The sequence below is a fragment of the bacterium genome, from assembly GCA_040753085.1.
In the GTDB taxonomy this organism is placed as follows: Bacteria; UBA9089; JASEGY01; order JASEGY01; family JASEGY01; genus JASEGY01.
This window is the reverse complement of the sequence record JBFMHI010000002.1, coordinates 60,499-73,910: the sequence shown is the minus strand read 5'-3', so window position 1 is coordinate 73,910 and position 13,412 is coordinate 60,499. Positions and strand designations below refer to the sequence as shown.

At 45.6% G+C, this 13,412-nt stretch carries 11 protein-coding genes; 8 read left to right on the top strand and 3 right to left on the bottom strand.

Going from position 1 to position 13,412, the window contains the following annotated elements; genetic code table 11:
- Window positions 1–328: 328 nt before the first annotated feature.
- From AB1797_00740 to AB1797_00705, 8 genes are all read left to right on the top strand, one after another.
- A complete protein-coding gene (locus AB1797_00740; GenBank protein ID MEW5766141.1) occupies window positions 329–745 on the top strand; it encodes a retropepsin-like aspartic protease in 417 nt (138 codons plus the stop codon).
- Window positions 746–1,176: 431 nt separating this feature from the next.
- The gene (locus AB1797_00735; GenBank protein MEW5766140.1) at window positions 1,177–1,650 is read left to right on the top strand and encodes a peptidylprolyl isomerase; all 474 of its coding nucleotides are present in this window, start codon (window positions 1,177–1,179) and stop codon (window positions 1,648–1,650) included.
- A gap of 246 nt (window positions 1,651–1,896) precedes the next feature.
- The gene (locus tag AB1797_00730; protein ID MEW5766139.1) at window positions 1,897–3,609 is read left to right on the top strand and encodes a diguanylate cyclase; all 1,713 of its coding nucleotides are present in this window, start codon (window positions 1,897–1,899) and stop codon (window positions 3,607–3,609) included.
- Complete coding sequence (gene tgt / locus AB1797_00725; GenBank protein ID MEW5766138.1) at window positions 3,599–4,705, top strand: tRNA guanosine(34) transglycosylase Tgt; 1,107 nt, start codon at window positions 3,599–3,601, stop codon at window positions 4,703–4,705. Before AB1797_00730 ends, tgt begins: the two co-directional genes overlap by 11 nt.
- Window positions 4,706–4,767: 62 nt before the next feature.
- Window positions 4,768–5,616: a peptidoglycan-binding protein gene (locus AB1797_00720; protein MEW5766137.1), complete on the top strand. Its 849-nt coding sequence runs from the start codon at window positions 4,768–4,770 to the stop codon at window positions 5,614–5,616.
- 476 nt (window positions 5,617–6,092) lie between these two features.
- Complete coding sequence (locus tag AB1797_00715) at window positions 6,093–6,893, top strand: HepT-like ribonuclease domain-containing protein (protein ID MEW5766136.1); 801 nt, start codon at window positions 6,093–6,095, stop codon at window positions 6,891–6,893.
- A gap of 579 nt (window positions 6,894–7,472) precedes the next feature.
- Window positions 7,473–8,180: an ABC transporter ATP-binding protein gene (locus tag AB1797_00710; GenBank protein ID MEW5766135.1), complete on the top strand. Its 708-nt coding sequence runs from the start codon at window positions 7,473–7,475 to the stop codon at window positions 8,178–8,180.
- Window positions 8,181–8,287: 107 nt separating this feature from the next.
- Entirely contained in the window at window positions 8,288–9,229 is a 942-nt protein-coding gene (locus AB1797_00705) for an NAD(+)/NADH kinase (GenBank protein ID MEW5766134.1), read from the top strand.
- A gap of 17 nt (window positions 9,230–9,246) precedes the next feature.
- On the opposite strand, the gene AB1797_00700 is transcribed toward AB1797_00705, so the two are convergent.
- From AB1797_00700 to AB1797_00690, 3 genes are all read right to left on the bottom strand, one after another.
- Window positions 9,247–10,110, bottom strand: coding sequence for a sugar ABC transporter permease (locus AB1797_00700; protein MEW5766133.1), 864 nt, complete (start codon window positions 10,108–10,110; stop codon window positions 9,247–9,249).
- Entirely contained in the window at window positions 10,107–10,712 is a 606-nt protein-coding gene (locus AB1797_00695) for a hypothetical protein (protein MEW5766132.1), read from the bottom strand. The genes AB1797_00700 and AB1797_00695 overlap by 4 nt, the downstream gene beginning before the upstream one ends.
- 283 nt (window positions 10,713–10,995) lie before the next feature.
- A complete protein-coding gene (locus AB1797_00690) occupies window positions 10,996–13,293 on the bottom strand; it encodes an extracellular solute-binding protein (GenBank protein MEW5766131.1) in 2,298 nt (765 codons plus the stop codon).
- Between the last annotated feature and the right edge of the window lie 119 nt (window positions 13,294–13,412).

Sequence of the window (13,412 nt, the reverse complement as noted above, 5' to 3'; positions counted from 1 at the left end):
AAGGTTTTTAGCAAGAGTAATAATATTGCCCGCCCATTTCACCCTCACCCTATCCCTCTCCCATCAAGGGAGAGGGAATTTTGCTTTGTCTCCCAACTAACTGCTTAACTTAGTCTTGAGTAGTTACGCTTTTCTCTACCTAATCATACAGGGCGCATTTTTTCCCTTGACATAACTTCAAGATTTAGGTATACTAACTACTACAATTCGGCGAAAGTTCCTGGGCGGTTTCAGCCGGCTTCGAGGATTCAAGGGTTCAAAAGTAGATTTCGGTTAATATTCGCTGGCCAAACGATGAACAAGGCCATTGAAAGGAGACGTATTTTAGATGGGTAAGATAACCGAAAAAATTACGGTGACTAATTTTGTGGATGAGGTTAAAGTCAAAGAAGGTATTATTTCGGAAGATAAGGTCAGAAAAGAAGAAGTAGAAGCGATAATTGACAGTGGGGCAACATTACTTTGTCTGCCTAAGAATATAGTCGAAAAATTAGGACTGACTCTTATGGGCGAGATGCCTGCCAATACTGCCAACGGGAAGGTCTTAAGAAAGATATATAGCGTGGCAACATTAACCATCAGAGATCGCTCCGCAGAATTTGATGTAATGGAGCTTCCCGATGATACCCCGGCATTAGTGGGACAATTACCGTTAGAAAGACTCGATTTCCAGCTTGACCTGAAAAACCAGCGATTAATTCCAAATCCGGAGCATCCGGATAAGTTGGTTTTGGACCTGTATTAGTTTGGTAACTGGTGAACGGTGGTGGGGATTAGTGCCTAATTACTCACCCCCAATTACTACTCGCCAGTAGAAAGGAGAAGGAAATGATCAAGAAGGCGCCCTATTTTTTGATGGCGATGCTGATGTTTGTGTTTTTGGGTTGCGGTAAAGCCCCGGAAGAGGCGAAAGAAGCTGTTCCAGAAGAGACCTCAGCAATGGTAGAAGAAGAACAACCTGTTATCCAGGAGGAAGTCCCACCAGATGTCCTGAAAGAAGAAGCGGCTGTTGGAAAAGAGAGCCCACTTGAGGGAAAAACCGCTGAGGTGAAAGATAGTGCCGCAAAAGAAAAACAACCGGTGATTAAAGAAGAGAAAACACAGGCGAACTCGAAATCCGAAACCCCGGCTACCCACGAAGTGGGGGCGAAACTTGAAACAGAAGAGTCAGCCGTTATCGAGACCCAATGGGGCAAAATTGTCCTCCGCTTCTCTGAGAAAGATGCCCCCGGTCATGTCGCCAACTTCAAGAAATTGGCTAAGGAAGGATTCTATGATGGCACCACCTTTCATCGAGTTATCCCCGGTTTTATGATCCAGGGCGGAGACCCTTTAAGCAAGGATGACAACCGAATGAACGATGGCACAGGTGGGCCGGGCTATACTATTAAGGCTGAATTTAACTCCCGACCCCATTTAAGAGGAACCCTTTCCATGGCCAGAAGCAGCGACCCAAACTCTGCCGGCTCCCAGTTTTTTATCTGTGTAACGCCGGCCCGATTTCTTGATGGACAGTATACCGTTTTTGGAGAAGTAGTGGAAGGTATGGAAGTGGCTGACCAGATCGTCAACCTGCCTCGCGATCCCCGGAATAACCCCCTTCAGCCAGCGGTGATGAAGAAGGTCTATCTCCCTACTTCGACTGATTAACTATCCTTAATCCACATTTAGTCCCGCCCGACGTAAGTTTCTTCCTGGTTTCAACAGGGTTCGAGGATTCCAGGGTTCAAGGGTAGATTGGGGTTAATATTCACTTGAACCCTGAAACCCTTGACCCCTATCTGTGACTCCAAACCAGGGAGGAATTTCCGCATTTACGAGATCAGCCTCCCCCAGGTTTTGAACTGGCGGGAGGTTGGCCTTTTGAGGGACGAGAGGCGATTGTTTCCTACAAGTATGGTCCTACACAAAAGAGACTTAAAATCGAAGTTCCTATCATTTTTCCTATCATTCATTTTAGCCTCCGTAATACTCCTCTTGTCAGGAACAGACCTTCTAACACATTTAAAGCTGAATAGCCTGGATTTTCTATTTCATTTAAAGGGGCCTTCCGCCTATAATCCTCATATAATTATTGTCGAGATCGATGATGAAAATATCTCCAAAATTGGCCGATGGCCATGGAGAAGAAGTTGGCATGCCGGTATGATTGAGGCTTTAAATAGCCTGGGGACAAAATACATCTTATTTGATATCCTATTTTCTGAAGCCTCTTCCGAATTTGAGGAAGATGATGATGTATTCAGTGAGTCGATAAAAAAGGCGGGAAATGTGTATCTTCCTTTCGCCTTTCAAGACCAGTCTAATATAGATATAGAAAAAGCCCTCCTACCCCTCGAGAAATTTTCCTCTTATACCCGGGCAATTCTTCCCATAACTATCTCGCTCGACATGGATGGCCGGGTGAGAAGTATCCCTTTGTTTTTTGAAGGAAAAAGAGGGCACTACCCTCATATGGCCTTAAAAATCGCCATGGATTATTCGGGATTAAAAATCGATCAGATAACCCCTGATTATCTTTTCCTTTCCAACCCTGAAGAAGAGATAAAAATCCCTCTCATAGAGGGAAATAAAATGTTGATCAACTGGTTGGGAAAGTGGAACCAGACCTTCCAACATTACTCTTTTGTAGAGGTTCTAAAGGCTTATCAGGATATTTCAGAAAATAAAACACCGGCAATAGATTTAACCCCTTTCAAAGATAGCATATGCCTTGTGGCCGTAACCACGGCTATCGGCGTCTCCGATATAAAGCCGACCCCCTTAGAACCCCAATATCCGAGCGTAGGACTTCTGGCTACTACGATAAGCAATGTTTTGGATAAAAAATTTATGAGAGTATCTCCTGTTTGGATAAGTTGGCTGCTTATTTATATCTTAGCCTTAATTCCACCTTTATCACTCTCGGGGAAAAGACCTGTCAGAGAAGCCTTCTCAATAATGTCTGTAGGGGTTGGATCTTTTATCACAGACTTTTTATTTTTTAAAAGAGGCGTCTGGATCGATTTTTCTTTACCTTTACTTTCCCTTTTGGGAAGTTATCTGGGTGTGGCCACCTATAATTTCATTCGTATTTCCTTAGAGAAGCAGCATTTTTTTGAATTGGCCGTCACTGACGAATTGACCAATTTATATAATATAAGACATTTTAAGGCCGTTCTGCATACTGAGTGTCTTATGGCCAGAGGCGACCCTGATAAAAGATTCTGCGTAGTTATGACTGACATTGACCACTTTAAACGTTTTAATGATACCTATGGACACCAGGTAGGAGATTTAGTGCTAAAAGAAGTGGGCAAGGCTTCAAAAGCCTCGGTGCGCTCCTCAGATGTGGTGGCCAGATACGGTGGAGAAGAAATGATAATCCTTTTGAGGGGTTCTGCCTTAAAAGATGGATTACTTGTGGCCGAGAAGATACGAAAAAATGTGGAAAAACATTTAGTTGCAGACGAAAATAACACCTATAAGGTAACGATAAGTCTTGGGGTCTCTACTTTCGGACTTCAAGACAACGAAGAGACGATAATAAAAAGGGCCGACCGGGGTTTATACCAGGCAAAAGACTCGGGAAGAAACCGCGTGGAAACTGTAGAGGGAAATGGGGTTTGAAGTTACCAAAAAATCCAGCCAAAGTGAAGCCAGGGCAGGACGGATAACCACCTCCAGGGGAGTGATAGAGACGCCTGTCTTTATGCCTGTCGGCACCCAGGCCACGGTCAAAAGCGCCAGTCCGGAAGAGCTTGCCGGTATGGGGGTAGAGATTATTTTGTCCAACACCTATCATCTCTTTCTCCGCCCTGGTCGCGAGATCATTAGCCTCTGCGGCGGGTTGCATTCCTTTATGCACTGGGATAGACCTATCCTGACCGACAGCGGGGGGTATCAGATATTCAGCCTAGGCCGGCTTCGAAAGGTGACCGATGAAGGGGCCAAATTTCAATCCCATATTGATGGCGCTTACCATCTGCTTACCCCTGAATATGTGGTTGAATTTCAATGGGAATTAGGTTCAGACATCATTATGCCCCTGGATGAATGCGCTCCTTATCCTTGCACTTATGACCACGCCCGCCAAGCGGTGGAACGGACAAGCCTCTGGGCGAAAAGATCAAAAGAAACCTATTCCCATTTACTCGAAACTTCTTCTCTCTTTGGGATTGTGCAGGGGAGTGTTTATCCCGAACTCCGCCAGCGCAGCCTTGAGGATTTACTGGAGCTGGATTTTTCCGGCTATGCCTTAGGCGGCTTGAGTGTGGGTGAACCTAAGAGCCTGCTTTATGAGGTGGTGGGTTATATCGCTCCGCTCCTTCCGGTAGAGAAGCCCAGATATTTGATGGGGGTTGGACCTCCTGAAGATTTGCTGACGGCTATTGAAAGCGGGGTAGATATGTTCGACTGTGTCATGCCCACCAGACATGCCAGAACCGGCAGTGTCTTTACCTCGCAGGGGATAGTGGTCATCAGAAATGCCGAATATGCCAGAGACCTGTCTCCCCTTGATCCCAAGTGTGACTGTTATGCCTGTCGCCATTATTCCAGGGCCTATATCAGACATCTGATTAATTGCGGTGAAATCCTGGGTATGAGGCTCAATACCCTGCATAATATCTATTTTATGGTGAATCTGATGAGACAGGCGAGAGAGGCCATCAGGGAAGATCGGTTTCCGGAATTTAAGAAGGGCTTCCTGGAGCAATACAGATAGATAGAGAAGGAAGAGAGCTTGGTGGCTGAATAGTTACCTTTAATTAAAGGAGGGTTTAGATAATGGCAGTTTACAAACTTGGTTCAAAAGGGAAAGAGGTAAAGGAGATTCAGGAAAGACTTAAGGCATTAGGGTATTATCAGGGAATAATAGATGGAGATTTCGGAGAAGGAACAGCATCGGCAGTTAAATCATTTCAGAAGGAAAAAAATCTTACTATTGATGGTATTGTTGGCCCAATAACCTGGAAGATATTATTTACCCCTTCGCCAGACTACAAACTAAATATCAACCGGACAGTTCTTCTCGAAACTAAGGATTATTGTGCCACCGAAACAGCAAAAGATTTAATTGTCTTGCATCACACAGTAGGGGGAACAGCCTTGAGCACCATCAATTACTGGAAGACAGACCCTGGTCGAATTGCTACTGCTTATGTTGTAGAAAGGGATGGTGTCGTCTATGAAGTCTTTGACCCTAAATACTGGGCATTCCATCTGGGACTTAAAGGGAGTGGTGGTATTGTGGATAAACGAAGCATTGGGATTGAGATTGCCAGTGAAGGTGGTTTAATTCAAAGAGAGGGCAAACTCTATTGCTTTGGCAAGGTCTCAGAGCGAACATTATTTACCCAAGCCTATTATGATTATGGGGTGGTATGGAGAGGATACCGATTTTTTGATGCATACTCTGATGCCCAGATTTCATCTGTGATTGGATTAATTAATCTACTCTGCGAACAATTTAAGATTCCCAGGCAGACACCAGCTAATCATTTTGAGGCAGATGATAGCTATCGGCAATTTACAGGTATTCTTGGGCATCACCATCTACGGCCGGATAAATCTGATATACATCCTGGCTTCCCCTGGCAAAAGGTGGTTAATAAGTGTGGATTGAAATTAGTATGACGAACAGGTGTCATACTAATAATGTTTTCTTATTACAGACTTCTTCGATTTCTCTCACCGTGGTGTCCAGAGATATCCTTTTTATGAGGGTAGAGACCCAAAAAGTCGAATAATTGGACAATTAAGTTTACACCTGGAGGCCATTACCCGCTGTCGTGGGTGAATCAAGACGACCCCTCCTTCAGAGAACCCTCGGCAATCAGGCAGTGCAAAGATTGTTCAAAGCGGGAGTTATTCATGCAAAACTGAAAATCGGCAAACTAAATGATACTTACGAACAGGAGGCAGATAGGGTAGCAGAGCAAGTGATGCGGATGCCAGATAAGTGGCATATAGCAAATAGCTCGCTTCTCTCTATAAGTAGATAGCCATCATCTGTACTCGGAAAGTAGTTGACATAACTATAACACCTGTATATACTGTGTGGATGGTAATGGCAGAACGGAAGACATTGCTGAATTATCAGGAGACAAAAAATGGAAAAAGATAAATTAGAAAGATTGGAGAAGTATTTTAAAGAAAATGAAAATGTAGCTTTATCTTTTATTTTTGGCTCCTCAGTTAAAGGATTTGCGGGGGAAGATTCGGATGTAGATATCGGGGTGTATCTAAGAGATATAAAAGAGGAGGATAAAATTTGGAGTGAAATATGTAAAATTATGGAAAAAGAAATTGATTTAGTATTGCTTAATAATGTTCCTCCAACTTTGATTTCTAATGTCTTTAAAACAGGTATCCCGCTTGTTATTAAAGATAGATACTTGTACTTGGATACATATTTAACAGCAACGCTTGAAGCCGAAGATTTTTATGAATTTGTAAGAGATTACTGGAGGATTTATTCAAGAAGTAGCTCCTTAATTCCTGAGGATAAAGTGCGTTTGATGGAGAGAATACAGTTTTTAGAAAGTGAGTTTCAAGAAATTAAAGGATTCGAGAGTCTAACCTTTCGAGAATATCAAGAAGATAAGGTAAAAAGGAGGAATATTGAAAGGTGGACTGAGAATATAGTTAATGCTACCATTGATATTGCCAAGATTATTCTGGCTTCAGAAAAAAAAGAAATACCCAAAACTTATGAACAATCTTTATCAAATTTTGGATTTTTTATGGGATTTAAAGAAGAAGAGGCGAAAAAACTTTCAAGTTTTGCGAGATTAAGAAATATTTTAGCTCATGAATATTTAGATATTATTTATGATAGAATTAAAGACTTTATTAGGGAAGCCCGGATTCTTTTCCCAAAAATCCTTGATTTTCTTTCGAGATATCTCTAACGTAACTATTCAGCCACTGATTAACACGGATTAGCACGGATAAAATAGAATGAGTTGTAAGTGTTCGACCTGTGAAATAGGTTTATACAAATATCCCCCAATTAGGGTAAGAAAGAGAATAAACAGATCGCTCCTCTGGAGCTAATTTGTTATGAGAGATATATTCTACAAACATGTCGCTCCTCTGGAGCTAACCTGAATAAAGCTCCGTAGGAGCAATCTGTTTGTAGTATTTCGCAAAAGCATATATTTGCAGCTCCGTAGGAGCGACCTGTTTTTAGTAGGAGTAGAGCTTGAATATCTATGTCTATGGGAAATTTCTTGCATTTTATTTAAACCTATTTCACAGGTCGTAAGTGTTCAGCCACAAAGACACAAAGACACAAAAATAGAGCAGTAGAGCAGCAGAGCAGTAGTTAGAGATTTTTCTGAAAGTTCCAGAACGGCTGCTCTATGGCTCTACTGCTCTCTAAGACACATATTTTTTTCCCTTCGTGTCTTCGTGCCTTGGTGGCTGAACGGTTACAAAAAATCAGTGTTTAAATCTGTGTGGCTGAATAGTTACTATCTATTAAACTTATGCTCAAACTCGATTTGGTATCGGCTTTTTACGGTCATCGTCAGGTCTTGAGAGAGATATCTCTTCAAATAGCTGAAGGGGAGATCGTTACCCTGATTGGATCTAACGGGGCCGGAAAGTCGACCACCCTTAATACTATTTGCGGGGTAGTAGAAAAAAGAACCGGGCTGATCGAATTTCAGGGTAAAGATATCACCCGGCTGCCTACGACTGAGATTGTGAAACTTGGCATCTGCCAGGTTCCCGAAGGTCGCCGGCTTTTCTCCGATATGACCGTCATAGAAAACCTGGAGATAGGCGTTTACCTCAATCAGGATAAAGGGCGGATTAAAGCTGATATGGACAGGGTCTTTAATCTCTTTCCTATCCTTAAGGAGCGAAGGAAACAGATAGCCGGAACCCTAAGCGGCGGAGAACAGCAGATACTGGCTATTGGCCGGGGATTGATGGCCAGGCCTAAACTCCTCCTGCTGGATGAGCCTTCTCTGGGGCTGGCCCCCAAACTGGTTCAGCAGATTTTCACTATTCTTGAAGAAATAAATAAAGAGGGCGTGACTATTTTCCTGGTAGAGCAGAACGCCCATATGGCCTTAAAATTAGCCAACCGGGGATATGTCCTGGAGACAGGCCGAATTACCCTTTCCGGCCAGGCAAAATGGTTCCTTAATAATGAGCAGGTCAAAAGGGCCTACCTGGGGGAGGCGTAACGCCATCCTCGATGCTCTATACTCGATACTCGATACTCGAGGCTCGAGCATCGAGTATCGAGTATCGAGTATCGAGCATCCAGCATCCATATTAGGGAGTTTTTCTGATGAAACAATCCGCAATCCGCAATCCGCAATCCGCAATCCCGGCTACCCACAAAGTGGGTGCGCCATCCGCCATAAAGAAGATAGGTTTGGTAGTCAATCCTTACCGGCCAGGGGCGGCAGTAGTGGCCTCTAAATTGATTGACTGGCTGGATAAGAAGGACATTAAGGCCCTTATCGAACCAGGGGCGTCTTTAGACCTGGCCAAGAAAGCCATTTCTGTTTCAGCTAATTTGGGAGCTGAGGCCGACCTACTTATCGCCCTGGGCGGAGATGGCACCCTTCTTCACACGGCCCAACTGGCCTGGCCTGAAGGCGTGCCTATTCTGGCGGTGAATTTAGGCAGCCTGGGTTTTCTAACCGAAGTAACCCAGGAGGAACTTTTTCCTGCCATCGAGTCCATCTTAGCCCACCGCTTTGAACTGGAGCCCAGGATGATGCTGGAGGCGAAGGTGGAGAGAGAAGGAACTGAAGCCGCCGCCTTTAAGGCCTTAAACGATGTGGTCATCACCTGCGGGGCATTAGCCAGGTCTATCAACATTACCCTCTTTATTGCTGATGAATTAGTAGCCAACTTTGAAGCCGACGGGATGATCCTGGCCACCCCCACCGGCTCTACGGCTTACTCCCTCTCGGCTGGTGGGCCAATCTTGAATCCCGGATTAGAGGTCTTGATGGCCACGCCTATTTGCCCTCATACCCTGGCCCTGCGACCTGTCATCATTGGCCCTGATGAGGAGATATCCCTGGTTGTCTCCTCCGGACCGCGAGGAGAGATGATGCTCACCCAGGATGGCCAGTCAGGCTATCCATTAAAGTCAGGCGACAGAATCACCGCCGGAAAGGCCAAAGAGTGTATTTATTTAGTCAAGCCCGAGGCCAGGAGTTTTTACCAGGTCTTGAAAACAAAGCTCCGCTGGGGTGGACACCTCTCAGCTACCTGAGTGATTCGTGATTCGAGTTAATCCGCTATTCCCTTACCAAGCCTGAAGGCCTTCATCTGAAGCAGCGAAAAGCCAAGAATAATGAGAAACAGAAGATAGGCTATGGCTGAGGCATAGCCGGCGGTAAAATGGTGAAAACCAGCTTCATAAAGGTAGTAGACAATAGTATAGGTGCTCTTTAAGGGGCCGCCTCTGGTCAGGGTAAATATTTCAGTGAATATCTGAAAGGATCTAATAGTATTTATGACCAGCACAAAGAGGACCATAGGTCGAAGATAGGGGAGGGTGATATGCCAAAACCTTCTCCAGGCTCCGGCCCCATCCAGATGAGCTGATTCGTAAACTTCAGACGGTATGGTCTGAAGTCCGGCCAGAAAAAGGACCATATAGTAACCAACCGCCTCCCATATATCCATCGCCATAATAGATGGCAGGGCCAGTTTTGGATCTACCAGCCAGCTTTGGGCCTTAATCCCGAAGAAACTTAAAAAGTAGTTAAGATAACCGTTAGGGGCATATAACCCTTTGAAGATCAGGGCAATAACCACTATCGAGATAATAGAAGGCATAAAGAATCCGGCCCGATAGAGACCCTGGAGGGGAAGTTTGTTTATCAAGAGGGCCAGGCTAAGGGCCAGAATAGTAGTAATCGGAATTGTCCCGAAGACAAAGAAGCTGGTATTGCGCAGGGCCATGCGAAAGGTGGGGTCAGAAATAAGGGCCTGGTAGTTATCCAGGCCGATCCACCTGACTGTCTCAGGCCGAAGAGGGTTATAATCCATAAAGCTCAGAATCAGGGAATGATAAATAGGATAGGCCCAGAAGAGACTGAAGGTAATAAGCCAGGGGGATAGTAAAAGGAAGAGGGTGGTTTTCTTCATTTCGACTGACTACTGTCTAATGATTTAGCCCATTTAGTTAACTGCTCAATATCTATCTGCTTAGCGAACTTGGAGAGTATAGCCGGAGCTTTCATCCCCTCGCCTCTAATTTCGACGGCGAATCTTTTACCGATCATAAAGGTTAAGCTGCCCTTGCCTCCTTGATAATAATATTCCTCAATAGCGGGATGATTCCTGATCCACGTGGCCAGCCGGTAACCAGCGGAAAAGTTTTCTTCAGATTTTCTGAATTCAAGCCAGTTTTTATAAAGAGGATAAGAAGAAATATAGGCAAAGTCAGTAATTTTTACTTCAATGAGGGGGGTCTCAGGGGAGGTATAACCTGCCTTAACTTCTGAGACCTTCCACGTCTTAGAACTGAATGTTCTTCCCTCCCGCTGCCATTTTTCTATAAATCCCTCCAAAGGGGAAGGTAGGGTATGAATTAACTCATCCCAGGGAATCGGTTCACCAGTTGGGATAACCTTCTGTTGAATATTAGTCTTTTTAAGGTCAAATATTTTAATGGGCGGCTCTTTCTTTTCTCCACAGCCAGCGAGTAAAATCAGGACAAAGAAAATTAAATTCGCCAGGTATTTCATAGCGCTGCCTCCCGCCGCCACCCGATAATCCTCGATGCTCGATGTTCGATGCTCGATCCTCGATTTCCCTCTAATCTTTGTTCACGAGTAACTATTCAGCCACAGATTTACACGGATGAAACACTGATTTTTTTTAATAATATGAATCGTTTAAATTCAACTCTTTCTCTTCCAAATTGTAAACTTCAAATGCTCCTCCCGATAATGTCCTCTGTTATTTTTCCCTATTTTAAACTCATTCTATTTTATCCGTGCTAATCCGGGTTAATCCGTGGCTGAATAGTTACTCCCATTTTTTCCTGAAAATCTTAAATTGGATGGCAGAGATAGTCATAATGACTACAAAAAGAATCAAGGCCATAGCTGAGGCGAGGCCGAAGTCAAAGTCTCTAAAGGCGGTGGTGTAGATGCGGTGAACTAAGACAGAAGTGGCATAGCCAGGGCCGCCATCAGTTAGAATGAGCACCTGGGCAAAGACCTGAAAGGAGGCGATGGAAGTAGTGACTAACAAAAACAGGGTAGTGGGTCGAAGCAGGGGGAGGGTGATGTGCCACCAGCGGCGGATTGGCCCGGCCCCGTCCATCAGGGCTGCTTCGTGAAGGGAAGAAGGCATGGCCGCCAGAGCCGCCAGATAGATAATAATCGGGCCGCCAGGGGTGTAAAGCAGGCTGGAGCCAATGATGCTGCCCATGGCCAGGTGAACATCAGTCAGCCAGTGAAGGCCTTCAAGGCCCAGGCCGGTAAGGACCTGGTTTAAGAGACCGTAGTTGTAATCAAAAAGCCAGCGCCAGACCATGGAGATGACCACTACTGAGGTGACATGGGGGAGATAATAGGCCGCCCGGAAAAAGGTCCGCATGCGGTCGGATAAGGGATGAATGAGGCTAGCCAGAATAAGGGCAATCAGGACATTTATCGGGACCGTAAAGGCCGTGTAGACCAGGGTATTCTTCAGGGATTTCCAGAAGACCTCATTTTTAGCTAAGGCCCGAAAGTTGTCGGCGCCGACCCAATTCCCCAGGATAGGGCCGCCGATTTCGTATTCCTGAAAGGCCAATAAAAAGGCCCGACCGACCGGAAAGGCCAGGAAAACGGCAAAGATAAGCATCGCCGGGGAAATAGCTAGGTAGGCAAAGCGGGTGGATTCCTTTATGCCCCTCATCTTCAGTCCTAACCAGAGTATCAAGGCTCCAGCCAGAAATAGAAAAAGATAGAGGTAGTTTCCCGCCTTTTCCCCGACTCCAATGCCCTTCAAGTCGGCAGTGGTCTTTAGCCTTTGAGACAGGATAGCTTCAACCTCTACTCCGGCATCAGTCAGGGCGGCAGCCGCACTTTTTTCACCCAAAACAGCCAATTGGATCTGCCGCTGAATGACCTCATCCATCTTACCCCAATCAGGATGAGCCGGAACAGTTAGGCCATCCTGAAGGATTTTAGCCGCCTTAGTCATATAGGGATCGTCCGGATAAATATTCCCGGCTGAGACGCGGGTAGGAAAGACCCCATAAGCAGCCAGAGCCTTCTGGTTCTGACCGCTGGTAAGAGATTTAGCCAGTTCTATGCACATATCTCGCCTGGCAGGGTCAGGCTGTTTAAAGACAATGAACCCACTTACCCCAATGAAAGTTAAAGGTTGGCCGCTCTTGCCCATAGGATAACCGACCACCGTGAAGTCAAAGAAATCCTCCTCCGTTAATCCCTTCGCTTTTTGGGCCTCATCAAACCTTAGGGCAGGGATGGCCCAAATACCCCAGGGAGCGCAGGCAATCCGTCTCTGCTTGGCAAAGGCCTGCCAGAGGTCGGTTGTTTTCAGACCACCACTCTCCGGTAAAGACACCCGGTAGGTATGGACCAGGTCCCGCAGTTGGCTCAGGCCGGAGACGCCAGGTGGTTCATCAAAGGTATATTGCGTGAGATCATCACTCAAGGCGCGGCCGCCATCCATATAAAGAAATGGCCAGATATCGGTGGCGCCGGGAGTGACTGTAAAGCCGAAGCCATAAGTGTCTACCCTTTTATCTCCGTCAGAATCAAAGGTCATGGCCTTCATTTTAGCGGCAAACTCTTCGTAAGTCCAGGGACCCTGTGGGGGTTCCACTCCCCGTTCTTTAAATATATCCAGATTCAAAAAAAGCATCTGACCGGTCAGAAACCATGGCCAGCCCCAGTGTTTGCCTTTATAGGTATAGGCGCTGAAGCCGGCCGGGTAGTAATCTTTCTTATCCTCGAGAGCCAGATAATCATCTATTGGTTCTATCACTCCGGCTTCAATATATTCCACCGGCAGACTGCCGGAGACAATGTCCGGCCCCAACCCGGCCGCGGTGGCGATCCGGATCTTATCCTGGCCCCTATCCCAGGTCAACTCAGTCAACTCGATCTTGACCCCAGGATGGCTCGCTTCAAACTCGGCTATCTGACGCTTGATCCAGACAAAGCGGTCCAGCTCATCCCCCTCACGCCAGCGGGGGAATTCCCAAAGACGGATGGTCATTACTTCATCCCTGGTCCAGCAACCAGGGAGGAAGAGCAAAAGGAGTAAAATTATACTGCTTACCTGTAAGAGATTGAAATCTTTCATAGGGCCTAATCTTCACTTGTCCTTCCAGAGAAACAAGAGCCTAACATATCCACTTTCATATTTCGTAAGCGTTCAGCCACTAAGGCACAAACTCGATCCCCGATGCTCGAGCATCGAGC